This window comes from uncultured Maricaulis sp., assembly GCF_963975345.1.
Classification (GTDB): Bacteria; Pseudomonadota; Alphaproteobacteria; order Caulobacterales; family Maricaulaceae; genus Maricaulis.
The window spans coordinates 49,177-75,923 of the sequence record NZ_CAXBGE010000003.1 but is presented as its reverse complement, the minus strand read 5'-3'; the positions used below and the strand labels follow the sequence as shown (position 1 = coordinate 75,923).

The following is a 26,747-nucleotide window of genomic DNA, read 5'->3' as shown; positions in this document are numbered from 1 at the left end:
CCGGCGTCAGGCTTCCTTGCGCGCAGCCGCTTCGAGCTGGCGCTTCTGGTCCTGTTTGCGCGCATACATGACCGCATCGGCCTCGGCCATCGCCTCATCAGCATTGCGGCCCGCTTCGAGCGGATAGGCACCCCAGGCGACGCCGACATGCATTTCCCGGCCGCCATGCGTGAAGGGCACGTTTTCCAGCATATCGACCAGCTCGCGCGCCTTGACCTCGGCTCCCGCCGGGCCGGTCAGGGTCAGCACGACGCCGAATTCATCCCCGCCCAGACGGCCGACCGCGTCGGTCTCGCGCACATGCGCCGTCAATTGCGCAGCGACATGATGCAGCGCCGCGTCACCGGCCGCGTGGCCATAGGTGTCGTTGATTTCCTTGAACCCGTTCAGGTCGAGATAGACCAGTGCCGAGGGCGCATTGTGCCGTTCGGCCAGCGCCAGAGCGCGGCTGACTTCACGCAGGAAGGCGCGCCGGTTCAGCACCGGCAGCAGCACATCATGATCGGCGAGCGATTCCAGTTCGCGTACCCGGCCGCGCAGGCGTTCGGTGTCTTTGCGCAGCTGATCGACCTCGCCCATCAGCGACAGCAGGGCGCGTTGGACATTGGGCGTCAGCTCGGTTTCAGGCACACCCATGATCGAGGCGACATCTTGCGGCGCGTCGACCGCGCTCGCCGAGCCAGAGCTCTTGGCGGCACCGGTCTTGCCGGTACGCGTGACGTCTCGCGTCGTATTCGTGGGTCCGATACGCATGGAAGGGCCGTCCTGGGCGATTCTGTTCAGCCTCAGGCTCGCCAAGTGTGGTTAAGAAACCCTCAAAAACGAAAAGAAAGCCGGTGTTTCCGCTGGCCATCTTGACCTGTGGCTGCTGAAAGCTATGGTCCCGCGCTTCCTTTTGACACGCAGGAAGCGTCATGAGCGGCTTTTCTCCAGTTTCCCCCGACCACCAGACACCCGATTCCCAAGCGGATGTGCTGATCATCATGGGCTCGCGGTCCGATTGGCCGACGATGCAGAAATCCGCCGAGATTCTGGAGGCATTGCACGTCCGCTATGAGGCGCGCGTTGTGTCGGCACACCGCACTCCCGACCGCATGGTCGAATTTGCCAAAACAGCGCGCGACCGGGGCGTCAAGGTGATCATCGCCGGGGCGGGCGGCGCTGCCCACTTGCCGGGCATGGTCGCTTCGATGACGACGCTGCCTGTGCTCGGTGTGCCGATCAAATCCAAGGCGTTGAACGGGCAGGACAGCCTGCTTTCCATCGTCCAAATGCCCGCCGGGGTTCCGGTCGGCACCTTGGCGATCGGTGAAGCGGGCGCGACGAATGCCGGTCTGCTGGCGGCCTCGATCCTGTCGCTGTCCGACCCGGCTATCGCTCTCGCCCTGTCGGCCTGGCGCCAGGCCCAGACTGACAGCGTTGCGGAATCGGTTGAGGATTGAGCGGACGATGAGCACAGGACCGCTCGCGCCGGGCTCGGTGATCGGCATTCTCGGCGGCGGTCAGCTGGGCCGGATGCTGGCGATGGCCGGTGCCAAGCTCGGCTTTGATATCCATATTTTCGATGCCGACCCGGATTGTCCCGCAGCCCGGGTCGCGGCACGCTCTTGGGCAGCGCCCTGGAGTGATGACGGCGCCGTCGAGGCGTTCGCGGCCCGTTGCGATGCGATCACCTATGAATTCGAGAACATTCCCGTCCACACGGTTTCGGTGGCCGCGGCTGCCTCATGCCTGCGGCCCGGCGCGCGTTCGCTCGAACTGACCCAGGACCGCATTACCGAGAAGCGTTTCATCAATAGCGTCGGCGTTGCCACCGTTCCCTTCGCGCCGGTCGATGGGCTGGCCGATCTGCCGGCCGCAATCGCGCTGACCGGCCTGCCCGCCCTGCTCAAGACCCGCCGCTTCGGCTATGACGGCAAGGGCCAGGCCTGGATCCGCACACCAGACGATGCCGCTGGGGCCTGGGAGACCATCGGCGAACAGCCCGCTATCCTTGAGGGCGCAGCCGGTTTCGTGCGCGAATTATCCGTTGTCGCGGCCCGTTCGATCGATGGCAGCGTGAAGGCCTGGCCGCTGGCGGAAAACATTCATCAGGACGGTATTCTGAGACAGAGCACGGCACCGGCGCCGGGCGTCGATGCGGCCCTGCAGGCCCGGGCGCTCGAGATCGCGACGGCGCTCGGCGATGGGATGGACCATGTCGGCGTGTTTGCGGTTGAATTGTTCGACCTCGGCGGCGGCAGGCTGCTGGTCAATGAGATCGCGCCGCGCGTCCACAATACCGGCCACTGGACGATGGATGCCTGTGGCTGCGACCAGTTCGAACAGCATATCCGCGCCGTCGCCGGTTGGCCGCTCGGCGATCCAACCCCGCACTCCGCCGCCGTGATGACCAATCTGATTGGTCATGATGTCGATGACTGGAAGGCGCTCGCCTCGGACCCGCAGGTCCGGCTGCATCTCTATGGCAAGCGCAAGGCACGCAAGGGCCGCAAGATGGGCCATGTGAACCGTCTGGCACCACTGCGCGGCTAGCCGGACAGGCTCCCGGGCCTTGTGGTTGCTTGCCGACCACCTTACCTAGAGCTTAGATGCTGCCCCGCAACACCCTCCATTTTGACCGCCGCCATGATTGTGGCCCGTTCGACATTGTCGGCGATGTACATGGCTGTGCCGGCGAGTTGGAAATTCTGCTGGGCAAGCTGGGCTACCGGGTCGAGCGCGACGGGCCCGAGGGGTTTCGCACTTACGAGGTCTCGCATCCGCTGGGCCGGCGCGTGATCTTTCTCGGCGATCTGGTTGATCGCGGGCCGCGCTCACCCGACGTGCTGCGCCTGGTGATGTCGATGGTCGAGGCCGACCGTGCGCTGTGCGTCAGCGGCAATCATGACGACAAGCTTCGCCGCTGGCTGCTCGGTCGTGACGTCAAGATCAGCCATGGGCTCGGCGATACGATCGCCCAGTTCGAAACCCAGGGACACGGGTTTCGCGACACTGTGCATGATTTTCTCGACCAGTTGGCGCATCACCATGTCCTCGACAATGGCGGGTTGATCGTCGCCCATGCAGGCTTGGTCGAGGAGATGCACTACCAGAGCGGCGGCAAGGCGCGCGGTTTTGCGCTCTATGGCGCCACGACGGGCGAGCATGACGAATACGGCCTGCCAATCCGCCTGGACTGGGCACTCGATTATGCCGGCGACGCGCATGTGGTTTACGGCCATATGGCGGTGACCGAGGCGGTTTGGGTCAATCGCACCATCTGTATCGATACAGGATGTGTGTTTGGTGGCCAGCTGACCGCCCTGCGCTGGCCGGAACGTCAATTGGTCGAGGTTGCGGCGCTGGACACCCATTACGCGTCTCTACGGCCGCGCTAGGGGCTTGAGGCGATCTAGCTGCGCGGGCCGGGCCCGTAGCGCAGCTTGCCGAGCAGGCCGCCAATGTCGGGTAGATCGGCGGTGAGTTTGAGAATCTGGCCCTTGGTCTTCTCGAAATCCATCACATTCTGGATCCGACGATCGAGAAATTCGCGCGCTTGTGTTTTGTCGGCGCTGTCCTCGTTGAGCCAGCTCGACAATGTGGTGGCGAAGACGCCGGAGAGAATCGCCCGCTTGGAATAGAAATTCGCATCGGTCGACGTATCGCCAATGGCGCGCCAGATCGTGTCGGCCGTCGCCCAGAGCAGTTGCGGTCCTTGCGTCGCTGCATCAGGCAAAAGCAGTCGCGCCCGGGCCCGGCGGGCGGCTTCTTCATGCGGGGCGATTAATTCGAGGCGGCACAGCACGCCGAAGGTGACGCGTTCGCGGATCTTCATCTTGGCCAGTTCGGCCTTGACGATGTTGCGTCCCGCCTCGCGATCAAGTTGACGCGACCAGAAGGCGATCAGGTCGAGATCCCCGCCAGGACAGGCGTTTCGGGCATCTCCTGGCGACAAACCGGTGTCGTCGCAGGCCTTTTTGAAGGTCGAAGCGGACCAGCCGTCAAACGCTGCATGGGCCAGTGCGGCCTCCAGCAACTGCGTGCGGACGGTCTCGGAGTGAGTGCGGGGGGCGGTTTGAGCGTCGATCATGTGCCATATGTACCGGACTGGGCTCGCGGCGTCACCCGGTTCGAGTGCGCTGACAGAGTAGACTCAGCTTCGCGGCTCTGGTATCAGCCGCGCCTCTGGCAAACTAGCGACGTGGGGGTGGCCCTCGCGTCCAGCAAAATGGAGAGAGAGCCATCGTTCAGATCGTTGTGCGCGATAATAATGTGGAGCAAGCGCTCCGCGCGCTGAAGAAAAAAATGCAACGGGAGGGTACCTTCCGTGAAATGAAACGTCGGAATCATTACGAGAAGCCCTCGGAGAAGAAGGCTCGCCAGAAGGCTGAAGCCATTCGCCGTGCGCGCAAGCTCGCCCGCAAGCGCGCCCAGCGTGAAGGCCTTGTCGCCGTCCGTGGTGGCACCGTTCGTCGCTAGGGTTCGCCAGAGCCTGTAGAATTACCGAAAACGCCGCGCCCCTCAGGGACGCGGCGTTTTCTTTCGTTCCAAGTCGGAGCCTTGCCCGCGTCAGCCCGGCTTGCGCTTGCCGCCAAGGCGGAACCAGCCTTTCACCGTGTCCTGATTGGCCTGGTTGAGCGCGCCCATGCGAAACATCACGCCCGCACCCCAGATCACGCCAGCCGCCGTGGCGACCATCACCAGTGTCGTGCCGATGATATCGAACAGGGCTGGATCCTGGGGCAAGCGCGCCAGCATGATGAAGGGCGTCCAAAGCGGCACCCAGCTGGCAATCACGATGATCGGCGAGTCGGGGGAATCGGCCGCCACCATCACCAGGAAGAGCGGCACCATCATGATCAGCATCATCGGGCTCATCAGGGTCTGGGCATCCTGCAGGGTTTCGCACAGGGATCCGATGGCGAGGAAAATCGCCCCATACATCAGATAGCCGATGATGAAATAGCCGATGGCGGGGAAGATCAGGCCCGGATCGAGCACCGCCGCCATGATCTCGCCCAGTGGCAGACCCGCCGCGAACGGTAGTTGTTGCAGCCCAAGCCCGACCGTCGCCGCCAATCCGCCCCAGACCAGCAGCAGGGTGGTCGATACCAGGGCGACGCCCAATAGTTTGCCGGTCAGGATCTCATGATGGCGTGAGGAGGCGAGCATCATTTCGAGCACTTTATTGCCCTTCTCCTCGATCATCGCCGTCAGCAACATGTTCACCACCGAGAAGATCACAATCCACAGCCCGAAAGCGACACCAATCGCGACAATGATCGGCAGGCGCTCGGCACTCGTGACTTCGGCGGTGTCGACGCTGCGTTCGGGATTGAGCTCGCGCACGGTGGGCGCCAATGCCCCTGCCTCTGCGACAAGCTCAGGCGAGACACCGTTTTCGATCAACCGGTTGAGCTGCATGTATTCGCTCAGGGTGCGGCGGATATCGGCGCGCAATTCGCCATCGGTCAGATTGGTGCTCCAGTATTCGATCTCGACACCACCTGTTGCGTCCTGGCGCAGGTAGATCGCAGCAAAAAGCGGCTGCGGCCCGTCATCAGTCTCGACCTTTTGTTCGCCAAGCAGGAAGGGGCGCAGGGCCTCGATGTCGGTCGCTGGCGGGTGGACGCGGATATATTTGTCAGCGGAGGCGGGCGCATCCGAGGCGGCTGCGTCGGTTGCCGTCTCGGCTTGGGCAGTGATGGCAGCCTCCAGCGCACCGCCGGACTCGTCGATCACGGCGTAATAGCGGACCGGCTGGGAATTCTCGATCAGGATCGGCAAACCGAACCCCAATGCCATGAACATCGGCATCGAGGCGAGCGAGAGCCAGAAGCCCCAAGTGGCGACATAGGAGAGGTATTCGCGGCGGGCGATGAGATAGATAGCGCGCATCAGACGGCCTCCCCTTCAAGCTTTTCGTTGGAAAACTGGCCACTGGTTTCAACCAGGTGGACGAAGGCGTCGTGCAGATGGGCGCGTGCCGGCTCGAAGCGGAGCAGCTTGATATTGCCGTCGACGCAAGCCTTCAGCACATCCTGAGCTTCGACACCGCGGCCCAGATTGATCATCCAGTGATGGGCACCGTCGGCGTTGGCGCGGGATTCCGCGATTTCCCCAAGTGGCGCGAAGACCGGTGTCAAATCAGTCTCCGAGACTGTTTCCAGCACGACGCGGCGCGGCACATGGCCCAGCGCCTCTTCGACCGTACCGTCAAACACTTTGCGGCCCCTTGCCACCAGAACGATCTGGTCACACAGGCGTTCGGCATGTTCCATCACATGGGTGGAGAACAGGATCGTCGCCCCGGCTTCGGCGCGGGCCCGCACGATCCGTTCCAGGGCTTTCTGGTTGACCGGGTCGAGGCCGGAAAACGGTTCGTCGAGAATGATGAATTCCGGATCATGGATCAGGGTCGCGATGATCTGGATCTTCTGCGCCATGCCCTTGGAGAGGGTTTTCACCTTGCTCTCGGCGACATCGCCAAGGCCGAATTCATCCAGCATGGCCAGGCCGCGGCGCCGCGCCTCAATCGGCGCAACGCCCTTCAGGCGTGCGAAGAAGATGATGACGTCGATCACCTTCATCTTGCGATAGAGGCCGCGTTCCTCGGGTAGAAAGCCGACCCGTTCCAGGGCGCTGGCCCGTGGCCGGCCGCCAAACAGGCTGACCTGGCCGGAATCGGGGGTGAGTATGCCGAGTGCCATGCGCAGGCTGGTCGATTTGCCGGCACCATTGGGGCCGAGAAAGCCGGTGATTTTGCCGCGCCGGACGTCGAAGCTCAGATCGCTGACGGCGGCTTTGCCGTTGAATGTTTTCGAGACGCCCGCGAGCGACAATATGATTTCGGACATGGGACCCCCAAGAGTGAGCGTAGAGTTTAGGCAGGCTGGTCGCGCCAAGCTACCGGTATTGAGCAGGTGGCTATCCCCCCATTGCCTGGAAGACTGCCGGAAAACCGCGCCCGGCCTGCCGTAAGGCGCTATGTTGCCCGTATTGCGCTCCCGCCCGCCCGGCGATGATGACGATAAGTGAGATCTTATGGCGCAAGACCCGCGTGCATGCCTTTTGGCCCTGAAAGCCGAACTGGTTGCCCTGTCGCAGGCTTCGATCGGTGATCGTGAGCCGGTCGAACTCGATCAACAATCCATCGGCCGCCTGTCTCGGCTGGACTCGATGCAGGTCCAGGCGATGGCGCGGGCTTCCGATGTCCGCCGCAACCAGGAAATCCGACGGATCGACGCGGCCCTGAAACGGGTCGATGAGGATGAGTATGGCTGGTGCGTCGAATGCGGCGAGGCGATTGCGCCCAAGCGGCTGGAAATCGATCCGGCAGCGGCCCGCTGTGCCGACTGCGCCTGACAATCTGTCGCGGCATGGCTGCGGCCCGGCTGGTTGCCAGTGTGATTGACGATGTGCAAACTTGGGCCTTGGCGGACGCTCTGGTTCGGCTTGGCTGCGTAGACATTTGTTGATGAAACTTTCCCGCTCACTTGATCTGGACGTGGCCCGCGCGGCCTTGCGGGCCGATGGCCGTGGCCGCCTGGTCGGGCTGTTGGACAGCGGTGCCTTGCGGCAGCTGACCGCCGCCATCGGCGATGTCTCCAAATGGCTACTGGTGACGCGGCTGGCGGAAAAGCACCTCAATCTCGACGCCGCCGCGATGCGCGATCTGCCACCGGTCCAGCGCGCTGAATTTGATGCGCGGGTGGCCGAGGCGGCGCGTGCCGGCTTTCAATATCTCTACGAGACCTATCCGCTTTACGACAAGGCCCATGCCGGCATCCTCGAGACCGAGGCGCCCGTGCTCGCCAAATTATTTGCCTTCCTCAATAGCGAACCCTTCCTGGACACGATGCGCGACGTGCTTGATGCGCCGCAGATCACCTTCGCTGACGGGCAATTGACCTGTTATCGCGGCGGCCATTTCCTGACCCGCCATGATGATGGCGTCGCCGGCAAGAACCGCGTCGCCGCCTTCGTGCTCGGTCTGACCTCTGGCTGGCAGGGCGATTGGGGCGGGCAGCTGCAGTTTTATGATCCGGACGGCAATGTTGAAGCCGCTTTTGTGCCGCGTATGAACTCGCTGGCCCTGTTCAAAGTCCCGCAGCCGCATGCTGTCTCTATGGTGGCCAATTACGTCACCACGCCGCGTCTGGCGATCACCGGTTGGCTGCGCTCGGGCGAGGATCCGGGCATCGATATGTAGCCGCGATCAGGCTTTGACGGCGATGCCGGCATAATTGAACGACGCGAATTTTGGGCTTTTCGGCAGATAGATCGCTTCGAGCTGCTCGATCCCGAAGCCGGCCGCCTGCATCATGGTGTCGGGATGGCGAGTGAGGTGACAGCCTCCGGCGATGGGTTTCCAGACCGGCTCGATCCGCCTTTGCCATTTCGCGACATCGGCGTCCGGTGCGCCGCCATGTTCTGAGAACAAGAGTTTGCCGCCCGGCTTGAGCACGCGGTGCATCTGTGCAAGCGCTGCCATCGCGTCGGGGATGGTGCACAGCGTATAGGTCAACACCACGGTATCGACCGAGGCATCTTCGAGCGGAATCTCCTCGCCGGGTAGATCGATCAGCTCGACAGTCACCGGGCAGGCAGCGATCGCGTCGGCCGCCTTGCGCCGCATGCCCTCGGAAGGTTCCAGCGCGTAGAGATGGGAGACTTTGGCCGGATCGTAGAAGGACAGGTTCGGCCCGGCACCGAAGCCGACCTCCAACACCCGGCCGCTGGCGAGCGGCACGATCTGCGAGCGCTTCTTCATGATTTGCGGTTGGCCGCAGGCGAAGCCGATCAAATGCGGCAGGACGTGTTCGTGGTAAAAGCTCATGCGCCAAGTCTAGGGCAGGCCGGGGAAACTCTCCACGTATTTGATTTTGATGTCCGGGAAGCTGTCGACGAACTGGATCGTGAAATCGGGAAAGCTCGTCACATAACTCCATTCGCCGCAATGATCGGGGAAGCTGGTGACCTGTTTGACCTTGAGGTCGGGGAAGCTGCTGACGATCTGAACCCGGATATCAGGAAAACTCTCCACGATTTGCACCTCGCCATGCAGCGGAATGCCGTTCCAGGTGCAGTCATCGGCGACGGGGCCGAGCGAGGCGAGGATAATTTCCGCGAACATGGGGTCAGTTTGTGGCGGCAGGGATGAATACAGTTTGAACGTCAGGTCTCGGCGGGTGCGAGGGCAAGCCAGGCGCAGGCGAGCCCGAGGACCAGGACCAACGGCGAGAAATAGATCGCGTTCAAGGTCGCAAACGGTTCGCTGGCGCGGCTGAACGGGCCGGGCATGTAGGCATAGATGCCGCGCGCCAGCATCACCAGCGCGATTACGGCCAGCGGGATGCGCGAGAAAATCAGGCTGTCAAAGCCGAGCACGCCCCGGCCAAAGCCAAAACAGGCGGCTGCGAAGATCAGGGCTGCGACTGCGAACGTCGTCGCGCTGGCCGGCATGGTCGGCGAATGGCTGATCCCGATGACGGTTTTGACGAGATCGGCTTCGCTCGCTGTCGGCCACAGACCGCCAGCGCCCCAATAGGCGTGCAGTCCGGCGATGAGGCTCAGCACAATGAAGACGAACCATCCGGCAAGCGCGGTGAGCATCAGCAATTCACTCCAGCGCGAACGACCCTGTGCTCGATCAGCCCATCGCCTTGTTGATCTCTTCCGTCATTTTCTTGGCGTCGCCGAGAAGCATCATCGTATTGTCGCGGAAGAAGAGCGGGTTCTCGACGCCGGCATAGCCGGAGGCGAGCGAGCGTTTGACGAAGAAGACGGTCTTGGCCTTCCACACCTGCAGCACCGGCATGCCATAGATCGGCGATGACGGATCGTCCTCGGCGGCCGGATTGGTGACGTCATTGGCGCCGATCACGAAGGCGACGTCGGCATTGGAAAAGGCCGAATTGATATCCTCCAGTTCGAACACCTCGTCATAGGGCACTTGGGCTTCGGCGAGCAGGACATTCATATGCCCCGGCATCCGCCCGGCGACCGGATGGATCGCGTAGGAGACATCGACGCCCTCATGTTTGAGGATATCGGCCATCTCCTTCAGCGCGTGCTGGGCCTGGGCAACGGCCATGCCATAGCCGGGCACGATGATGACCTTGCCGGCATTCTTGAGCACGAAAGCTGCGTCTTCGGCCGAGCCCTGCTTGGCATTGCCTTGCGGGCCGGCGACAGCAGCAGCGCCGCCATCATCGCCGAATCCGCCGAGTATGACCGAGATGAAGGAGCGATTCATCCCCTTGCACATGATGTAGGACAGGATCGCACCGGAGGAGCCGACCAGGGCGCCGGTGACCAGCAGGGCCGTGTTCTCCAGGGTGAAGCCGAGTGCGGCGGCAGCCCAGCCGGAATAGGAATTGAGCATCGAGACGACGACCGGCATATCGGCGCCGCCAATCGGAATGATCAGGGTGACGCCGATAATGAAGGCGGCCAAGGCGATCAGCCAGAAAGCCATCTTGGCCTCACCGCCTGAGGCCATCAGGAAGGCGATCATTACGGCGATGAAAAGGCCGAGCGCGATATTGATCGCATGGCGCATCGGCAGAAGGATCGGCGCGCCCGACATATTGCCGTTGAGCTTGGCAAAGGCGATCACCGAACCGGAGAAGGTGATGGCGCCGATCGCCGTGCCGATTGAGAGTTCAAACAGCGACAGCTTGTGCAAATGCCCGGTGACCGGATCGGCGATCCCGAAAGCTTCTGGCGCAAACAGGGCTGCGGCCGCTACCAGCACGGCGGCCATGCCGACGAGCGAGTGGAAGGCGGCGACAAGCTGCGGCATCGAGGTCATCGAGATGCGTCGCGCGATCACGGCACCGATGCCACCGCCAACCATCACGCCGCCGACGATCAGGGCGATCGAGGCACCGTCGAGTTGGGCGGCGAGAAGTGAGGTGACAATGGCAATCGCCATCCCGGCCATGCCGAAGACATTGCCCTGGCGGGCGGTTTCCGGGCTCGACAGACCGCGCAAGGCGAGGATGAAGAGGATGCCGGAGGTGAGATAGAGGAGGGCTGCAATATTCGCCGACATGGGCCTAGCGCTCCTTTTTCTTGTACATCGCCAGCATCCGCTGGGTGACAAGGAATCCACCGAAAATATTGACGCTCGCGAGCACGATGGCGAGCGTGCCGAGACCGCGCGAGAAGCCGGCCCCGCCGCTGCCATCATCGGTCACGCCGGTCGCAGTGGCAGCCAGCAGGGCACCAACGATAATCACCGAGGAGATCGCATTGGTGACGGCCATCAACGGCGTGTGCAGGGCGGGTGTCACCGACCAGACGACGTAATAGCCAATGAAAATCGCGAGAATGAAGATCGCGAGGCGAAAGATGACGGGATCAACGGCTTCCATCGGATCAGGCCTCCTGTTTCACGAGTGTGGGGTGCACAACTGCGCCATCGCGCGTCAGGGCCATGCCCTGGATGATTTCATCGTCCCAATGCGGGGCGCGTCCGCCATCTTCACCAACCAGAAGCGGCAGGAGATTGGCGAGGTTCTTGGCGTAGAGGGCCGAGCTGTCGGCGGCGAGACGACCGGGCAGGTTGGAGAAGCCGGCGATCATCACGCCCTGATGCGTGACGATCTCGTCGGCCTTGGTCAGTTCGCAATTGCCGCCATTGGGCGCGGCCAGATCGATGATCACCGAGCCGGGCTTCATCGCTTCAACCATGGCTTTGGTGATGAGCACCGGAGCGGGACGGCCCGGGATCAGCGCTGTGGTGACGACGATGTCCTGCTTGGCGATATGGCCGGCGACCAGTTCGGCCTGTTTGGCTTGGTATTCCGGCGACATCTGCTTGGCATAGCCGCCAGCGGTCTCGGCCTGTTTGAATTCCTCATCCTCGACGGCGACGAATTTGGCGCCAAGCGAGGCGACCTGTTCCTTCGAGGCCGGGCGGACATCTGTTGCGGAAACGACAGCGCCGAGCCGGCGCGCCGTGGCGATCGCCTGCAGACCGGCAACACCGGCGCCCATAATGAACGCCTTGGCCGGAGCAACGGTGCCCGCAGCGGTCATCATCATCGGGAAGGCGCGGCCATAGATGTGGGCCGCTTCGATAATGGCGCGATAGCCGGCCAGATTGGACTGGCTGGAGAGCGCATCCATCGCTTGGGCCCGGCTGATGCGCGGTACAAATTCCATCGCCAGTGCATCGATCCCGGCCTTGGCCAGTGCCTTGGCGCGCTCTTGCGCGCCATAGGGGTCGAGATGCGCCACCAACAGCATGCCCTTGGGCAGTTTGGCCAGCGTGGCATCATCAGGCATCTGGACCGAGAAGAGCGCGTCAGCGCCCTTCAGCACTGCGGCCAGCGTGCCGATTTCGGCACCGGCGGCCGCATAGGCCTCATCGGTCACCGATGCGGTGAGGCCGGCGCCTTTTTCAACCGCGAGCTGATGGCCGGCCGCGACGAATTTCTTGATCGTGTCGGGGGTTGCAGCGACGCGGGTTTCGCCCGCATGGCGTTCTTTCAGAATAGCAATTCTCATATCGTTCCGCCGCTCGAAGTTGCAGGCGGATACGATGCGCGAATTCGCCGGTCAGGGGAAGGCCCGCCGGAAAAATTCCTGTCATGGATGTCTGAAAGTCCGGTGCTGGCTCAGCCGGCCAGGAAGACGCTGAACAATTGTGCCAAGCCGCCGCAGATCAGGCCGAAGACCAGCATGCCGGCTACGGTGACATTCCACGCGGTTTTCATCGAGGTCACCAGGCCGAGCACGTAGCCGAGCACGGCGACGCCGATCAGCGATGTCATCCAGTCGGCACCGGCGGCAAAGACCAGTGTCAGATAGAAAACAATGAGGCCCAGCAACATGGAGCTCCACAGGGTGATTTTGACGAAGCCACTGAATGTATGTTCCTGGCCCGTGATATTCATTTCGCCGCGCGTGTAGTCAGCTGCCATGAGGACTGCCCCTGTTCGAGTCACTGATATTGATCTGCCGATAACACGCGCCGGAGCGTAGGCCAAGATGCCCCGCTGACGCAGTGCAGGCACTGCGGGGATCTCTGGGCCGCAGCTCTGGGTCGGCCCACGGCGATCGGAACCGGATTGTTGCGGCAGTGCCACGCTGCGGGTTTTTCCCGACCGGGCGGTTGTGGCGCGGGATGGGTTTCAATATGGGTTGCGGCGGAATGGGGGAAATTCGATGCGCATACCGTTCGCGATCTGGTCCGGTGTTCTCGCCCTGCTCGTCTATGCAGGCTTGGCCGGCATGGAATATCTCAATTTCGGCGCGCTAGACCCGATTTGGCCAACCGCGCGCCTGATTGGCGGTATCTGGCTGGGCGCTGTCATACTGGTCGCGATCCTCAGCGCCCTGCGCCGTTCGATGATCGTGCGCAATCCGGGCATGCCGGACGATGTCGCCCGCGAAATCCGGCAACACGAAGACTGAATTTTGGGACTGATTTCTGCGATTGAAGTCTGCTTTGCAGCGGCGTTCTGTCGCGGCTCAGCCCCAACCTGGACCGGTCAGCACTTCTAGCGCGACAGCTACGGCGATCGGCTGGTCGAGAATCAGATGGTGCTGCGCATCCGGGATCGAGACCATCGTCGTGTCAGCGCCGAAGGTTTCGCGCATGAAACCCCAGATCTCATCCGTCACAAGAACTGAATCGGCACCGCGAAACAGGGCGATGCGGCATTTCAGCCCGGCCGCGATTTCAGCCGGTGATTTGCGGTCATAGCTCAGCTTGCTCCACAGATGCGGATCGAATTTCCAGGTCCAGCCGTCACTGCCATCCGGCCGGATTGTCGGCTTCAGCGACTGGCGGGCGATATGGTCCATCAGGAAAGCATTGGCGCAGTCCTGCTCCGGCAGGAGACGGAAGCGCTCAAGGGCGGCTTCGAACGTCGCATAGACGCCGCCGCCCCGGCTGGGTGGTGAGGATTGGCGCTGTTCGCTGGGTGGCCGAACCGGGCTGTCGAGCACAGCGATGCCAGCCAGTTCGGCTCCGAATTCAGCTGCCGTTGCCAGCGCGACAAAGCCGCCGAAGGAATGGCCGATCATGAAGGGTGCGCCCGCCGCAAACGCACCGCCCGCGCGCCCGGCGGTCATTGCTTCCAGGGCGTAGGTGTCCATCCGGTAAGCATCGCGGTGATCGCTATCGCCCATGCCCGACAAATCGAGCGCGACGACGCGCCGTGTCTCGGCCAGGAAGGGACCGATGGAGTCCCACCAATCCTTGTGCGCGACGCCGCCATGCACGAGCACCAGACCCGGCATGCCGGTCTGGCCCCAGGCTTTCCAGTGGATCGTCGCGCCGTCGACGATCACGCTGCCGGTCTCGAAGGGCACAGATAGCGCGCGCTGGAACCAGGCTGGCGCCGGGGGTTTGGCGCCTTTGAACTGGATCAGCGGTGCTGGTGGGCGCGCGGGTCTCGGAGTGGTCTTTGTCATGCAGCAGCGCTAGCGCCGATGCTGCGCTGCGTCAATCTCACCCCGACTGCATTCCGGTGAGGAAGGGTACGGCGAATATCGCCCATGCATTATTGGCCATATGGCCCAACACCGATGCCGCGACCCGCCCCGTCGCGAGCCGGGCTGCACCGAGTGCAAATCCGAGCAGGGCGGTCGATGTCATCACCATCAGGCCCTGTCCGGTATGGATCAGGCCAAAGGCGAGGCCTGAGATCAGCACCGCAAACAGACCCGGCACTCCGCGGGCAACCAGCATGGGCAGCATCCAGCCGCGGAACAGGATCTCCTCGACAATCGGCGCCGCGACCAGTGTCAAAAGGACAATCGACCACAGGGCCGCTCCGCTCTGGACGAAATTGTCGACATTGGACACGTCTTTCAGATCGGCACCGCCGGCCAGTGTCAGGTTCGGATCAACCATCGCGAACTGGTGAAACCAGACCGTCAGCGGGCTTCCGACCATCAACATGGCACCCAGGATGAGCAGGCCGATCACCAGCTCGGACCAGCGTTTGGGGATCACCGAGAAGGCGGCGCGGTGAGCGGCATAAATGCCGAAGTGATGCCACATCAGCATGGCGAGCACGCCATAGGCCACCGTCGATCCGGCGAATTGGGTGGTTTCGAGCGAGATGCCCAGCGTCTTGCCGTCGATCAACGCCCAAGCACCGCCGGACAGGAATTGGAAGGTGATCGCAAGACCGAATAACAGGATCGGCCAGACGAGGATTCCCGGCAGGGCGTGGATCATCTGCAGGCGTTGATGCTCTTGCAATCCGAAAAATCCATCATTCGGCGGGAAGGCCCAGCGCACCGGGCGGGGACCGAAAGGGGTAGTCGTATCAGCCATGATCGTCTCTCGCGGGTCGGGGCGAGCCCTTTCCAATTCCTTATGCTTAACCGGTCCTTGCCGCCTCTTAAACGTGAAATTTAGAAGAGTGTCCCATAACGGTCCGCATAGACGCCCTGTCGGAAACGGCAGCGAGGTCAAAAGACCCGGCGAAAACAATGCGACCGAAAAGGCGTGGGTGTGATGGTGAAATCAGTTCTGATCGTTGATGACGATCCGACGCAACGCCGCCTTCTTCAGGCGGTGATCGAAAAGCAGGGCTACCGCGTAGAGACCGCAGAAAGCGGCGATGCGGCCCTGGATCGTGTGGCCTCCTCGCCAGTCGATGTGATGCTGCTCGATCTGATCATGCCGGGGATGGACGGCATGGAGACGCTGGACGCGGTCAAGAAGCGGCTGCCGGATCTGCCGGTGATCGTATTGACCGCAAGCGGCGGTATCGAAACGGTTGTCTCGGCGATGCGGGCCGGTGCGGTGGACTTCTTCGTCAAGCCGGCCAGTCCGGAACGTATCGCGGTGTCGATCCGCAATGCGCTGAAGGTCCAGACTCTCAGCGGCGAAGTGCAGCGTCTGACCCGCAAGGCCGCCAATATGTCGGGCTTTGCCGACATGATTGCCTCCGCCGCTTCGATGCAGCAGGTGGTCCGGCTCGGCGAACGGGCCGCCCAATCAGACATTCCGATCCTGGTCACCGGCGATTCCGGCGTTGGCAAGGAATTGGTCGCCCAGTCGATCATGGCCGCATCCAAGCGCGCCGGCGGCGCCTTCGTCGCAGTCAATTGCGGCGCCATCCCGGAAAACCTTGTTGAATCCACCCTGTTCGGTCACGAAAAGGGCTCCTTCACGGGCGCGGTCGGCAAGCATATGGGCAAATTCCAGGAGGCCGATGGTGGCACTCTTTTCCTGGATGAAGTCGGTGAGCTGCCGCTCGACATGCAGGTCAAACTGCTGCGCGCACTGCAGGAAGGCGAGGTTGACCCGGTCGGCTCCAAACGCCCCGTCAAGGTCAATACCCGCATCATTTCGGCGACCAATCGCGATTTGACCGAGCTTGTTGCTGCCGGTGCCTTCCGCGAAGACCTGTTCTATCGTTTGAATGTCTTCCCGATCGAAGTGCCATCCTTGCGGTCACGCCGCGAAGATGTTCCGGCTCTGGTGCGCCATTTCATCGGCCGCTTCAACGCCCAGGAAGGCAAGTCCATCGTCGATGCGGCGCCGGAAACCCACGCCCTTCTGAGTTCATTCGACTGGCCGGGCAATGTGCGCCAGCTGGAAAACGCGGTCTTCCGCGCTGTCATTCTCGCCGATAGCGATTATCTGACGCCAGCCGATTTCCCGCAAATCTCCGGTCTGACCCCCGATATCCAGAGCCGTGCAGCTGTTGCAGGCGATATCTCGCCGGCGGCTGTCGAGCTGATGACGGGCGGCGGCGAACCTGCCCCGGTCGAGATCATGGATGCTGGCGGCAATCTGCGTTCGCTCGAAGATATCGAGCGTGACCTGATCGAGTTCGCGATCGAGACCTATGCCGGACGGATGAGCGAAGTCGCCCGCCGCCTCGGCGTCGGCCGCTCGACCTTGTATCGCAAGGTCCGCGAATACGATCTCGATGTCGAGGGCGTCCGCGCCGCCGGCTGATCGTCCAGACACACTTCCCAGCCACGGGATGTCTGCCGCGTGTTGTGCGGCGGGTTATGAAGCGGGCCGGTTCCTTCTGGTAGCCGGCCCGTTTCTATTCAGACCAGACCAGAACGAAGCGATGAAGCAGGGCGTCGAGGTCTTCGGAGAAGGTGAAACCTTCGCGGTTGGCTTCGCGCTGCCAGAACTCGAGATGCGCCGCCCGCCACCATTCAAGACTGAGGTCTCCCTCGCCTTCATCGCGCGCGAAATCCGCCTCGACCGCCCTGACAGGGCGCAGCTCGACGGACGCGGTTCGGATCACACACCGGGGCTGGTCATCGCCATCGAGGATCACGCAGAGCGCGCCGGCAACCGGTAGCGGGGCCAGGCCCGGGCCGTACCAGCGGGCCAGTGCGCAGGTCGCACGCTTGCGGCCGGACAGGACGAGATCGAGCAATTCATTCGACATGGCCGCGCTGTCACCAAACCTGAAAATGTCGGCTGGCTCCGCGGTTTCAATGTCCATTGCGGATCGAAAACGGTCCCAGAATTTCTGTTCTTGCGGCGTCATTCCCGGCTCCGGTCCGATCGGAGGCTGTGCATAGCGCGCATGATCACGACAAGCCAGATTGCGCCGGGATGCGCTCACAAAATAACGGACCGGTTCCAATTGGAGCCGGTCCGCTGTCCGTGTCGTCGCGTCGGGGGGAGGGCGCGCGGCAGGGAGATGGGGTAAAATCAGGGGTGAGTGTTGACCAGTTGCAATTCCGGCGGCGGTGGTGGCGCCCGCATCGCTTCACGTTCCTGCCAAGCCACATAGACCGGGATCAGGGCCGCTTCACGGCTGAAGGAGATTTTCAGCTGCCGCAGCAGGGCTTGCAGCGAATCCCGCAGGCCCGTTGCATTGTCGCTGCCGGTTTCAAGACCAAGCTCGACATGGGTTCGAAGCACATCGATCCGACCCATCAGGCCGAGCAATTGCTCGTCGAGATGCAAGACATAGTCGCGCGATAGGGGGTCGGCGGAAAGCGGTGCGTAAATCTGGTCGGCCTTGATCTCGCTGAGCCGGTCCAGCCGCTCCATCGCCTGGTGGAAAGCTGCCGCGCCGCGCACGGTCGACAAGCCATTTTCCATCGCGCTCTCGAGACTGTGAAGGACGTCCTCCTGCAGGGTTTCGAACTGGGACGTCGGGTCAAACATCGTATCAAACATCGCTCTGATCTCCTTGGATCGAAGGGCGATGATACGCGTTTGCCGCAGCCGGGCGCGTTGAGATTGGCAACAGATTTAACGCCGCGATAACACCATGCCTCAAAGGCGAGTCTTACCGCCCTCAATCACGCGGGGCGTGAATCCACCGGCCGGGCGAGGCTGGGCAGGCTTGGTGGCAGGGTGATCTGCGGCGGGTGGCTCGGCCGGCGGGGCCGGATCGAAATCCTCGTGGATCTCGCGCGAGCGCGGGCCCGGGCCCGGCGTTTTGCGTTTGAAGCCTGTTCCCTGCGACATCGGCTTGCGCGCCTTGCCGGCAGCTTTCTTCTCGATTTCACGCAGTTTCAGGGCTTGCCGCGCCGAGAGGGCTTCTTCGGTATCGCCCTTGCCGGGATCATTGAAGGCCGAGCCATAAGTTTCGAGCCGCTCTTCCAGCGAGCCGAGAAACTCGCCTTCCCATTCCGACAGCGAAGCCTCCGGCGAGCCGGCCTGCTCGGCGGTGCGCTTGGCGCGCTCCAGCCGGCGCAGCGCCTTGCGGGTCTTCTTCTCGTCGATCTTTCGGGGCACGCTTTCCTCCGTAAGGGGAGGCCGGCAGTCTAACTCTCGACGGCACCGAGATACAATTCCAGAAGTGCTTCCATCTCCTGGCGCTCCTGCCGGTCGATCTTGCGCAGGGAGATCACCTTGCGCATCACCTTGGGATCGAAGCCCATGGATTTGACCTCGGCATAGACTTCCTTGATGTCGGCGGCGACATTGGCCTTGTCTTCTTCAAGCCGTTCAATCCGCGCGACAAAAGCCTTCAGATGATCGCGCGCGACCCCTCCCATGGCGTCGGATTCGTCAATCGGGCCTGTTGGGGCGGTGTCGGTGAAAGCCATCTCGGTAACCTTTGCTGCGGCGGAGCGCGACCCTAGTCTGGCCAGGTCTTCGCCTCAAGCCGGTCGGCCAGTGATTTCCACCGGATTCATCAGCTATCCGGCCTGCTCCCGCACCGCGAAAACCGCTTCCAGCACGGCTTGGGGATGATGGTGGTGCAGATTGTGGCCGGCACCGGAAATCAGCCGCAGCTCGGCATTGAGCATCCGCGCCGAGACTTGGCCGGAATGGCGATGGGTCCACACGACCGTGTCGGCCTTTCCGGCCAGAAACACTGTCGGCAGAGCAACATCCTGATAACGGCCTTCCTGCAGCTCCAGATGCGTATTGACCTGCATCATGTCGCGCGCATTGGCGACCCAATTGCCCGGTCGCAGGATCAACGGCAGGTGCGACGCTGCGACATAGCCTTCCGGCACCGCTTCCGGAAGGAAAGCCGAGTGCGCGCCGGCTGTGAGCTGACCATGACCGGCGAGCGGAATGATCACACGCGTCATCAAGGGGCCGATCAGCGGCCAACCACTGGCGGCGTTGAACCAGGCCGCCTCGCCGATCCAGGCCGACAGCGCCGGCGCGATCAGCACCAGACCGGTGACGCGTTCAGGATGATCAATGGCGAGCCGCATCGCGATCGCCCCGCCCCAGGAATGTCCGATCACGACAGCTCCGGAAATCTCCAGCTGGTCGAGGAATTTGACGATTAGTGCCGCTTCGTCGGCGGGCGACCAGCGTTTCGATTTCGGCCGCTCGCTCCAGCCAAGGCCGGGACGGTCAAGCCAGATCACATTCTCACCAGCGAAAGCCTCGCCGAGCGCCAGGCGCGGCTCCTCAAGATTGGAGGCGGCGCCATGCAACACCAATATGGCGGGCCGGGACGGATCACCGCTCCGGCGAAAATGCAGGCGGGTGCCGTCGATTTCGACAAATTCGCCCGCTGGCGGATGCGCCTTGGCAATGCGTTGCGAGACCAGCCAACCGCCGAGCGCGCCGAGGAGCAGCCCCGCGAGGGCAATCAGCGCGATGAGGCCCGCTGCCGTCACCGCTATAGCGCGCGGCCAGCGCGGGCCGCATCGATGCGGGCCTTGGCGTCGACCGCGGGGGCATAGGTGGGGTAGATATCCAGCGCCTCTTCATAGGCATCGAGCGCGGCATTGATGGCTTGGGCATTTTCCAGCACCCGCCCGAGTGTGACATAGGCGTCGAAGCGGCGCGGCTCCAGCGTCAGGGCGGTGTTGAGTGTCTGGAAGGCGTAGGTCCAGTCTTCCAGCTGGGCCGCGACACGGCCGGCGGCGAGCCAGCCTTCGGCGAAGTCCGGCGCCAGTTCGGTGACATGGTCATACATGCGCGCCGCGATTTCGTTATCGCCGGCGGCTTCGGCAGCATGGCCGCGATCCATCAGCAGCGAAATCGTATCGCTGCCGGAATGGGCCCACAGGGCCAGGATTTCGTCGACCAGTGGCCGCGCCTGCGCCTCGTCCGCCGTCGCCAGGGCATCAAGCCGTGCCGTCAGCCGTTCTTGCGGCGTTTGAAACTCGACCTGTGGCGCGATCTGCAGCGGTTCGGCAAGCGGCGGCGCATTCTGAGCGGCGGCGAAGGTCAGCAGGGCGGAGGCGAGCAGGATCATCATGGTCGCAAGGATAGCCCCTCCGGCGCTGACGTCCAGAGGGCGGCGCGGTTTGTCGGGGACACACTATAGTGTGTCCCCATCCTCGCCGGTTTCACGCGGTAAACAGGCTCCAGACGATCAGGCCGGTCGCGCCCAGAAACATCAGCAAAATAGCCAGGATGCCAATCATGAAGCCAAGCTCGCGCTTGGCTGGATCAGCCATATAGGCCTGCGAATACAGCACACGCCCGACGATCCAGACGACAGCGCCGATCCCGGCATAGAGATCACCGGCGACGGCAGCGAAAACCCACAGCACGGGCAGGAAAATGACGATTTGTTCGACGGTGTTGAGGTGGACGCGATTGGCGCGCTCGAACTCATCCGAGCCGGACATGGCCGGCGCCTTGACGCCAGTCTTGCCACGCATCTGGCCGGTGCGGACTGCGAACAGCTGCGTCAACAGAACGGCAGCGAGCGTGCCGAGCATGGTGAAGGGGAAGGCTGCCATGAAGGGGTTCTTTCATTGGGCCGAGGATCGGCGTGGAATATCGCCAAGATGTAACTGTGGAACGCGGTACGGGGAAGATGTATTGCGTGACTCGTTTCGTCTCGCCCTAAACCTTTGCCGCGTCCAGCCGTGCCAGCTGCTCCGCGCCGAGTTCCAGCGTCAGCGCGCCCAGCAATTCGTCGAGCTGCTTGATGCTGGTGGCGCTGGCGATCGGGGCGATGATACCGGGCTGGGCCGCGATCCAGGCGAGAGAGATTTGTGACAGGCTGGCGCCGGTCTCTGCCGCGATGGTATCCATCACGCCGAGCAGTGCCATGTGTGGCGGCGTGAAATAGGCGGTCATCCGGTCGCCGCGCGAGCTTTTGCCGAGATCGGCCTGCGAGCGGTATTTGCCGGTCAGAAAGCCCGAAGCGAGCCCGAAATAGCTTAAGACGCCGATATTCTTCTTGATGCACAAATCGCGCAGCGCGCCGGCAAAGCGGTGGCGTCGGATCAGATTGAATTCCGGCTGCAGCACTGAATAGGCGGCCCAACCGCGCGCCGCACTCATCTCCAGCGATTGGCCCAACCGTTCGGCCGAGAAGTTGGACGCTCCGAGCGCCTTCACCTTGCCGGCATCAACCAGCTCGGAAAACGCGTGCAACACCTCGTCCATCGGCGTGTCGGGATCGTCCTGGTGCGCGTAATAGAGGTCGATATGATCCGTCTGCAGCCGGTTGAGGGAGGCCTCGACATGGCGCGCAATCAGTTCCGGATCGAGCGGTTTGGGCCCGTCGATCGGCAGCATGCCGACCTTGGTCGCAATCAACACATCATCGCGCCGGCCCCGCCGCTTGAGCCAGTCCCCGATCACCGTCTCGGATTCGCCGCCGACATGGCCCGGAACCCAGGCCGAATAGACATCAGCGGTGTCGATCATCGTCCCGCCGCCCGCGATGAAGCGGTCGAGCACGTCGAAGGCCTGCGGCGACTGCAGCGTCCAGCCAAATACATTGCCGCCGAACACGAGGGCCGGCGTCATCAGGCGGCTGGAGCCGAGAGGGCGAAGCTGGGTCATGGCGGGTGTCCTGTACGGCTTGGGGGATAGGGACATGTACCTCTGGTACGTGTCCCGGGGAAGACTCCACGTCTCCTGTGGGACGCGTCCCCATGGTACACCCCGCCCCGCTTTGCGGCGAATGCCGATCCTATTCACCGCACAATATGCGGCGAATAGTCTTGCTCATGCGGCGATTAACTGGCATATTCACCGCATAAGGTGCGGCGAATGGCGGAATATATCCATGACTTGGCCGACTGGCCCTGCTTCACATGGAGCGAGGCTGCTGTGGCTGACAAGTTGGCGGCGGTGCGCCACCGGCAGGGGCGGTTGTTTGGCCGTATGGGCGCGTTGGGGTTTGCGCTGCGCGGTCAGGCCCAGCTGGCAACGCTCACCGAAGATGTCCTCAAATCCAGCGAAATCGAGGGTGAAATACTCGACCGGGCACAGGTTCGCTCATCGGTGGCGCGGCGGCTGGGGCTGGATATCGCCGGTTTGGTTCCCGCTGACCGCAATGTCGATGGTGTCGTCGAGATGATGCTGGATGCGACCGGCAATTACGGAGCAGAGCTGACGTCCGAGCGCCTGTTTGCCTGGCAGGCCTCGCTGTTTCCCGCAGGTCGCAGCGGTATGAGCCGCATCGTGACCGGTGCCTGGCGCGGCCCGGCTTCCGGACCGATGCAGGTCGTTTCCGGCGCAGTGGGGCATGAGACCGTGCATTTCGAAGCGCCTGACGCTGATCGCCTGCCCGGCGAAATGCGCCGCTTTCTCGCATGGTTCAACAGTGGCCCGACGCTGGACCCGGTGCTCAAGGCGGCACTCGCGCATCTATGGTTCGTGACCGTTCACCCGTTCGAGGATGGCAATGGCCGCATCGCCCGCGCCCTCGCCGACATGCAACTGGCGCGTTCGGAAGGCAGCGCCCAGCGTTTCTACAGCCTCTCTGCGCAAATCCGCCACGAGCGCAGCGATTACTACGCCATGCTCGAGCGGACCCAAAGGGGCGATCTCGACATCACCGCTTGGCTGATGTGGTTTCTGGAAGTGCTCGACCGCGCCTTCGACGGTGCCGAGACGATACTGGCGCACGTCCTGACCCGGGCGCGGGTCTGGGAAAAGCTCGCCGGCCAGCCGCTGAACGAACGCCAAAGCAAGGCGATCAATCGCCTGCTCGACGGTTTCGAAGGCAAGATGACGACATCGAAATGGGCTGCTTTGACCAAGACGTCCCCGGATACGGCGCTGCGCGATATCCAGGATCTGGTGGCGCGTGGCGTGCTGGTGAAGCTGGCCGGGGGCGGGCGCAGCACGGGGTATGGGCTGGCGGGGTGAGGGGGCACGCACCCCCGGCGCATACCCCCAGCCCTTTAAGCCGCCATCAACTCCATCACCCGCCGCAGCTGATCTTCCGTATCGCCCATCTGGGCGTCGAGCATGGTCAGGCGTTTGGCGTAGTGGGAGCCGGCATATTCCCAGGTCATGCCGATGCCGCCATGCATCTGGATGGCTTCCTCGGCGACGAGCTTGCCGGCGCGGCCGATCAGGTTTTTGGCTTTGGCCACGGCGAGGGCGCGGCCCGACGTGTCGAGGGCGCCGGCGGCGTGGATGGTGATGGAACGCGCCTGTTCGATCTCGATCGAGAGATCGACGAGGCGGTGCTGCAGGGCTTGGAAGGTCGCAATCGGACGGCCGAATTGCTGGCGCTGCATCAGATAGTCCTTGGTCATCTCCTTGAGCACATCCATCGCGCCGACGGCCTCGGCGCAGAGCGCCAGGCGGCCGGCATCGAGGGCGGCTTCGATGGCGTCGGCGGCGTCTTCGGACAGGCATTTGGCGGGCGTATTGTCGAGCCCGACTTCTGCGGCACCGCCACCATCAATCATCGCATAGGCGTGAATATCGGCGGCTGAGGCCTCGATCTCGAACAGGCCGACCTTGCCGGCCGGGGTGCGGGCGACGACGAGCAGGGTGTCGGCGGCGTGGGCACCGTAGACCAGGCTCTTGCGGCCGTTCAGCGTCCAGCTCTCGCCGGACTTGGTCGCGGCAGTGGCGACCTCGCTGGTGTCGGTGAAGGCGTCTGCCTCGAACACGGCCAGAGCGGTGCGGGCGGTGCCGGCGATGATGGCATCGACCTTGTTCTGCTGGCCGAGGCCGGCATAGAGGCGCAGGCTCATCAGATTGCCCAGCATCGGTTCAGGGCACAAAGCGCGGCCGAATTCCTCGAAGACCACTGTGATATCGAAGCCCTCGCCGCCGAATCCGCCCTGTTCCTCGGAGACGAGGGCGCCAAGAATGCCGAGCTCGGCCAGCTCGCCCCATTTTTTGGCGTCGTGGAAGGGCGCGTCATAAGCAACCTTGATGCGGTGTTCGACCGGATACTGGTCGGCGAGATAGCGGCGCAGGCTGTCGGAGATCATGCGCCGGTCGTCGGTTTGATTGAAATTCATGGCTCAGGCTCCGAACAGGTCTTTGGCGATGATATTGCGCTGGATCTCGTTGGACCCACCGAAAATCGAAAGCTTGCGATTATTGAAATAGCTCGCGGCGCTGGCGGCCGCTTCCGGTGGCGCGACGGCGAGATTGCCGGCCAGCGCGTCCAGCGGGAAGGGTGCGGCGGCCGGTCCAAGGGCGCGGCGGGCAAGATCGTCGAGATTTTGCCGGATCACCGTGCCCTTGATTTTGAGCATCGAGGCGATGGTGTTGGAGGCGGCCCCGCCGGAGGCATCGACGAGTACGCGAAGATTGGTCATCCGCAGCGCTTCCAGATCAATCTCGGCCTGGGCGATGCGCGCCGCGAACAGCGGATCTTCGATCAGGGGTTTGCCGCGGCGTTTCAGCTTGCGAGCCAGGGCTTTCAGCTCGGCCAGGGCTTGAGTCGAACTGCCGACGCCGGCAATGCCGGTGCGCTCATGGGTGAGGAGGAATTTGGCGATGGTCCAGCCTTCATTCTCGACCCCGACCAGATTGGAGACCGGCACGCGGACATCGGAGAAGAAGACCTCATTCACTTCATACCCGCCCTCGATCAGCTTGATCGGACGCACTTCAATGCCGGGCGTCTTGATATCCACCAGCACGAAGGAAATCCCCTCCTGGCGCTTGCCCTCGGTCGAGGTGCGCACGAGGCAGAAAATCTTGTCGGCGTACTGGCCCAGCGTGGTCCAGGTCTTCTGACCATTGATGATGTAATCATCGCCCTCGCGAATGGCTCGGGTTTTGAGACTGGCGAGATCGGAACCGGCGCCCGGCTCGGAATAGCCCTGGCACCACCAATCACTGCCGTCGAGAATGCGCGGCAATATGTCGGCCTTTTGCTTGTCGGTGCCGAACTTGATCAGGACCGGGCCGAGCATGCCCAGACCGAAGGGGACGATGCGCGGCGTATTGGCCATGGCGCATTCCTCGTCGAAGATATGGCGCTGCACCGCATTCCAGCCCGGGCCGCCATATTCCTTTGGCCAGGTTACGGCGAGCCAGTTGCGGCTCTGCAGCGTCGCGTGCCAGGCTTCCATGTCGGCCTTGCCGAGCTCCTCGCCATTGCGAACCTTGGTCGCGAGCTCTTCCGACAGATTATCCTTGAGAAAGCTGCGGACTTCGGCGCGGAAGGCCTCTTCCTCGGGCGTGAAGTTGAGATCCATGACGTGCTCCTCGATTTCGACCAATGGGCGGGGCCGGTCTGATGCCAGCCTGCGGCGGTTTCGTGTTTTCGGTATGCATTTAAAGCCAAGCGGGGCGGCGTGGATAGAGGCTTGCTGATTCTAACGGTCTGGAATGTCGCCCGACGCCGTTCGGGCTAGAGCAGGCCTCGCGCTGCGAGGTCGGCGCGAAGCTTGGTTTCGCCGGTAAACAGCTCGGCATCGAAGCCGAATTCGCGCGCGGCGATCACATTCGCCTCGCGATCATCGAAGAAGATCACATCGGCCGGGTCGTGGGGCAGGCGCGCAGCTGTGATTTCGTAGATGCGCCGGTCCGGCTTCACCACCCCCTCATGGGCCGACACGATGGTATCACGCATATGGCGCATCGCCGGATAGAGCCGGTTGACGGGCTCGACCCATTCGGCCGGCAGATTGGTGAGGGCGTATTGCGGCACGCCAGCGGTGGCGAGCGCTTCGATCACTTCGGCAGTGCCGGGGACCGAGCCATTGAGCATTTCGGGAAAACGGCTTTCCCAGGCGCGAATCGCCGCTTCATGCTCGGGAAATTGCGCGATCAGAGCGCGGCGGTTCTCCGCCATCGGCACGCCGCGATCGTGCGCGGTGTGCCATTCCATTGTGCAAACACGGCCCAGGAAGTCCTGGACCGCGTCTTCATCTGTGAACATCTTGCGATAAAGATAGGCGGGCGACCAGTCCAGCAGGACCTTGCCCAGATCCCACAGGACGGCCTTGCGAGCCATCGACTGTGAAAGCCTAGCCGGCACGGGCTTTGAAGCGCGGGTCGGTCTTGTTGATCACATAGACACGGCCGCCACGTTTCACGACCTTGCAATCACGGTGACGATTTTTCAGCGACTTGAGAGAGCTACGGACTTTCATGGCAAGGCCTTCGTGTTGACACGCATTAATTAAGGAGGGCGCGAAGTAGCCGAGGCCTG

34 protein-coding genes are annotated in these 26,747 nt (G+C 62.8%); 9 read left to right on the top strand and 25 right to left on the bottom strand.

The features are described 5' to 3' along the window. Window positions 1-6: 6 nt before the first annotated feature. On the bottom strand, window positions 7-753 hold the full coding sequence (locus tag AAC029_RS03640) for a GGDEF domain-containing protein (protein ID WP_339744054.1): 747 nt from the start codon (window positions 751-753) through the stop codon (window positions 7-9). A 230-nt stretch (window positions 754-983) separates the two neighbouring features. On the opposite strand from AAC029_RS03640, the gene purE reads away from it, so the two are divergent. The 3 genes from purE to AAC029_RS03625 are packed head-to-tail and all read left to right on the top strand — an operon-like array spanning window position 984 to window position 3,380. Then, complete coding sequence (gene purE, locus AAC029_RS03635; protein ID WP_339744581.1) at window positions 984-1,442, top strand: 5-(carboxyamino)imidazole ribonucleotide mutase; 459 nt, start codon at window positions 984-986, stop codon at window positions 1,440-1,442. Window positions 1,443-1,449: 7 nt separating this feature from the next. Further along, the gene (locus tag AAC029_RS03630; RefSeq protein ID WP_339744051.1) at window positions 1,450-2,535 is read left to right on the top strand and encodes a 5-(carboxyamino)imidazole ribonucleotide synthase; all 1,086 of its coding nucleotides are present in this window, start codon (window positions 1,450-1,452) and stop codon (window positions 2,533-2,535) included. 56 nt (window positions 2,536-2,591) lie between these two features. Next, the gene (locus AAC029_RS03625) at window positions 2,592-3,380 is read left to right on the top strand and encodes a metallophosphoesterase (RefSeq protein WP_339744049.1); all 789 of its coding nucleotides are present in this window, start codon (window positions 2,592-2,594) and stop codon (window positions 3,378-3,380) included. A 14-nt stretch (window positions 3,381-3,394) separates the two neighbouring features. On the opposite strand, the gene AAC029_RS03620 is transcribed toward AAC029_RS03625, so the two are convergent. Further along, window positions 3,395-4,072, bottom strand: a complete 678-nt coding sequence (locus AAC029_RS03620) for a COQ9 family protein (protein WP_339744047.1) — start codon at window positions 4,070-4,072, stop codon at window positions 3,395-3,397. Window positions 4,073-4,224: 152 nt separating this feature from the next. Between AAC029_RS03620 and rpsU the strand changes: the two genes are divergently transcribed. Then, complete coding sequence (rpsU, locus tag AAC029_RS03615; RefSeq protein ID WP_091768260.1) at window positions 4,225-4,461, top strand: 30S ribosomal protein S21; 237 nt, start codon at window positions 4,225-4,227, stop codon at window positions 4,459-4,461. A gap of 90 nt (window positions 4,462-4,551) precedes the next feature. Here rpsU and AAC029_RS03610 read toward each other — a convergent pair whose 3' ends face one another. Beyond that, window positions 4,552-5,880: an ABC transporter permease gene (locus tag AAC029_RS03610; RefSeq protein ID WP_339744044.1), complete on the bottom strand. Its 1,329-nt coding sequence runs from the start codon at window positions 5,878-5,880 to the stop codon at window positions 4,552-4,554. Next, window positions 5,880-6,839, bottom strand: coding sequence for an ATP-binding cassette domain-containing protein (locus AAC029_RS03605; protein ID WP_339744042.1), 960 nt, complete (start codon window positions 6,837-6,839; stop codon window positions 5,880-5,882). The genes AAC029_RS03610 and AAC029_RS03605 overlap by 1 nt, the downstream gene beginning before the upstream one ends. Before the next feature lie 187 nt (window positions 6,840-7,026). On the opposite strand from AAC029_RS03605, the gene AAC029_RS03600 reads away from it, so the two are divergent. Continuing rightward, window positions 7,027-7,347, top strand: a complete 321-nt coding sequence (locus AAC029_RS03600) for a TraR/DksA family transcriptional regulator (RefSeq protein ID WP_339744040.1) — start codon at window positions 7,027-7,029, stop codon at window positions 7,345-7,347. Window positions 7,348-7,459: 112 nt separating this feature from the next. Then, complete coding sequence (locus AAC029_RS03595) at window positions 7,460-8,194, top strand: 2OG-Fe(II) oxygenase family protein (RefSeq protein WP_339744038.1); 735 nt, start codon at window positions 7,460-7,462, stop codon at window positions 8,192-8,194. Between the two features lie 6 nt (window positions 8,195-8,200). Here AAC029_RS03595 and AAC029_RS03590 read toward each other — a convergent pair whose 3' ends face one another. From AAC029_RS03590 to AAC029_RS03560, 7 genes are all read right to left on the bottom strand, one after another. Continuing rightward, the gene (locus AAC029_RS03590) at window positions 8,201-8,821 is read right to left on the bottom strand and encodes a class I SAM-dependent methyltransferase (RefSeq protein ID WP_339744035.1); all 621 of its coding nucleotides are present in this window, start codon (window positions 8,819-8,821) and stop codon (window positions 8,201-8,203) included. A 9-nt stretch (window positions 8,822-8,830) separates the two neighbouring features. After that, the gene (locus AAC029_RS03585) at window positions 8,831-9,118 is read right to left on the bottom strand and encodes a hypothetical protein (RefSeq protein WP_339744033.1); all 288 of its coding nucleotides are present in this window, start codon (window positions 9,116-9,118) and stop codon (window positions 8,831-8,833) included. Window positions 9,119-9,159: 41 nt separating this feature from the next. After that, window positions 9,160-9,597, bottom strand: a complete 438-nt coding sequence (locus tag AAC029_RS03580) for a DUF3995 domain-containing protein (protein WP_339744031.1) — start codon at window positions 9,595-9,597, stop codon at window positions 9,160-9,162. A gap of 37 nt (window positions 9,598-9,634) precedes the next feature. Beyond that, window positions 9,635-11,041, bottom strand: coding sequence for an NAD(P)(+) transhydrogenase (Re/Si-specific) subunit beta (locus tag AAC029_RS03575; RefSeq protein WP_339744029.1), 1,407 nt, complete (start codon window positions 11,039-11,041; stop codon window positions 9,635-9,637). 4 nt (window positions 11,042-11,045) lie between these two features. Then, complete coding sequence (locus AAC029_RS03570) at window positions 11,046-11,363, bottom strand: NAD(P) transhydrogenase subunit alpha (RefSeq protein WP_339744027.1); 318 nt, start codon at window positions 11,361-11,363, stop codon at window positions 11,046-11,048. A gap of 4 nt (window positions 11,364-11,367) precedes the next feature. Next, on the bottom strand, window positions 11,368-12,501 hold the full coding sequence (locus AAC029_RS03565) for a Re/Si-specific NAD(P)(+) transhydrogenase subunit alpha (protein ID WP_339744025.1): 1,134 nt from the start codon (window positions 12,499-12,501) through the stop codon (window positions 11,368-11,370). 110 nt (window positions 12,502-12,611) lie between these two features. Continuing rightward, a complete protein-coding gene (locus AAC029_RS03560) occupies window positions 12,612-12,917 on the bottom strand; it encodes an aa3-type cytochrome c oxidase subunit IV (RefSeq protein ID WP_339744022.1) in 306 nt (101 codons plus the stop codon). Window positions 12,918-13,161: 244 nt separating this feature from the next. Here AAC029_RS03560 and AAC029_RS03555 point away from each other — a divergent pair, with 244 nt between their 5' ends. After that, complete coding sequence (locus AAC029_RS03555) at window positions 13,162-13,410, top strand: hypothetical protein (protein ID WP_339744020.1); 249 nt, start codon at window positions 13,162-13,164, stop codon at window positions 13,408-13,410. A gap of 57 nt (window positions 13,411-13,467) precedes the next feature. Here the strand turns inward: AAC029_RS03555 and AAC029_RS03550 are convergent, their stop codons facing one another. Both AAC029_RS03550 and AAC029_RS03545 read right to left on the bottom strand, forming a co-directional pair. Next, complete coding sequence (locus tag AAC029_RS03550; RefSeq protein ID WP_339744018.1) at window positions 13,468-14,415, bottom strand: alpha/beta hydrolase; 948 nt, start codon at window positions 14,413-14,415, stop codon at window positions 13,468-13,470. A 37-nt stretch (window positions 14,416-14,452) separates the two neighbouring features. Then, window positions 14,453-15,286, bottom strand: coding sequence for a type II CAAX endopeptidase family protein (locus tag AAC029_RS03545; RefSeq protein ID WP_339744017.1), 834 nt, complete (start codon window positions 15,284-15,286; stop codon window positions 14,453-14,455). A 183-nt stretch (window positions 15,287-15,469) separates the two neighbouring features. Between AAC029_RS03545 and AAC029_RS03540 the strand changes: the two genes are divergently transcribed. Continuing rightward, on the top strand, window positions 15,470-16,924 hold the full coding sequence (locus AAC029_RS03540) for a sigma-54 dependent transcriptional regulator (RefSeq protein WP_339744014.1): 1,455 nt from the start codon (window positions 15,470-15,472) through the stop codon (window positions 16,922-16,924). Window positions 16,925-17,018: 94 nt separating this feature from the next. Here the strand turns inward: AAC029_RS03540 and AAC029_RS03535 are convergent, their stop codons facing one another. From AAC029_RS03535 to AAC029_RS03500, 8 genes are all read right to left on the bottom strand, one after another. Next, window positions 17,019-17,477, bottom strand: a complete 459-nt coding sequence (locus AAC029_RS03535; protein ID WP_339744012.1) for an ASCH domain-containing protein — start codon at window positions 17,475-17,477, stop codon at window positions 17,019-17,021. Window positions 17,478-17,644: 167 nt separating this feature from the next. Continuing rightward, on the bottom strand, window positions 17,645-18,118 hold the full coding sequence (locus AAC029_RS03530) for a hypothetical protein (RefSeq protein ID WP_339744010.1): 474 nt from the start codon (window positions 18,116-18,118) through the stop codon (window positions 17,645-17,647). Between the two features lie 99 nt (window positions 18,119-18,217). Beyond that, window positions 18,218-18,682, bottom strand: a complete 465-nt coding sequence (locus tag AAC029_RS03525; protein WP_339744008.1) for a hypothetical protein — start codon at window positions 18,680-18,682, stop codon at window positions 18,218-18,220. Window positions 18,683-18,711: 29 nt separating this feature from the next. Next, complete coding sequence (locus AAC029_RS03520) at window positions 18,712-18,996, bottom strand: DUF2312 domain-containing protein (RefSeq protein WP_339744005.1); 285 nt, start codon at window positions 18,994-18,996, stop codon at window positions 18,712-18,714. A 93-nt stretch (window positions 18,997-19,089) separates the two neighbouring features. Beyond that, on the bottom strand, window positions 19,090-20,034 hold the full coding sequence (locus AAC029_RS03515; RefSeq protein ID WP_339744004.1) for an alpha/beta hydrolase: 945 nt from the start codon (window positions 20,032-20,034) through the stop codon (window positions 19,090-19,092). 2 nt (window positions 20,035-20,036) lie between these two features. Beyond that, the gene (locus AAC029_RS03510; protein ID WP_339744002.1) at window positions 20,037-20,621 is read right to left on the bottom strand and encodes a hypothetical protein; all 585 of its coding nucleotides are present in this window, start codon (window positions 20,619-20,621) and stop codon (window positions 20,037-20,039) included. Between the two features lie 91 nt (window positions 20,622-20,712). Continuing rightward, on the bottom strand, window positions 20,713-21,111 hold the full coding sequence (locus AAC029_RS03505) for an MAPEG family protein (RefSeq protein WP_339743999.1): 399 nt from the start codon (window positions 21,109-21,111) through the stop codon (window positions 20,713-20,715). A gap of 106 nt (window positions 21,112-21,217) precedes the next feature. Beyond that, entirely contained in the window at window positions 21,218-22,168 is a 951-nt protein-coding gene (locus AAC029_RS03500; protein ID WP_339743996.1) for an aldo/keto reductase, read from the bottom strand. Between the two features lie 210 nt (window positions 22,169-22,378). Here AAC029_RS03500 and AAC029_RS03495 point away from each other — a divergent pair, with 210 nt between their 5' ends. Next, entirely contained in the window at window positions 22,379-23,482 is a 1,104-nt protein-coding gene (locus AAC029_RS03495) for a Fic family protein (RefSeq protein WP_339743994.1), read from the top strand. A 35-nt stretch (window positions 23,483-23,517) separates the two neighbouring features. Here AAC029_RS03495 and AAC029_RS03490 read toward each other — a convergent pair whose 3' ends face one another. The 4 genes from AAC029_RS03490 to ykgO form a co-directional block, all read right to left on the bottom strand. Further along, window positions 23,518-24,597 carry an acyl-CoA dehydrogenase gene (locus AAC029_RS03490; protein ID WP_339743992.1) on the bottom strand — a complete coding sequence of 360 codons (1,080 nt, stop codon included), beginning with the start codon at window positions 24,595-24,597 and terminating at the stop codon, window positions 23,518-23,520. Between the two features lie 3 nt (window positions 24,598-24,600). Then, window positions 24,601-25,788, bottom strand: a complete 1,188-nt coding sequence (locus AAC029_RS03485; protein WP_339743989.1) for an acyl-CoA dehydrogenase family protein — start codon at window positions 25,786-25,788, stop codon at window positions 24,601-24,603. 155 nt (window positions 25,789-25,943) lie between these two features. Next, on the bottom strand, window positions 25,944-26,549 hold the full coding sequence (locus tag AAC029_RS03480) for an HAD family phosphatase (RefSeq protein WP_339743987.1): 606 nt from the start codon (window positions 26,547-26,549) through the stop codon (window positions 25,944-25,946). 13 nt (window positions 26,550-26,562) lie between these two features. Next, window positions 26,563-26,688, bottom strand: a complete 126-nt coding sequence (gene ykgO, locus AAC029_RS03475) for a type B 50S ribosomal protein L36 (protein ID WP_091768343.1) — start codon at window positions 26,686-26,688, stop codon at window positions 26,563-26,565. Window positions 26,689-26,747: the final 59 nt, after the last annotated feature.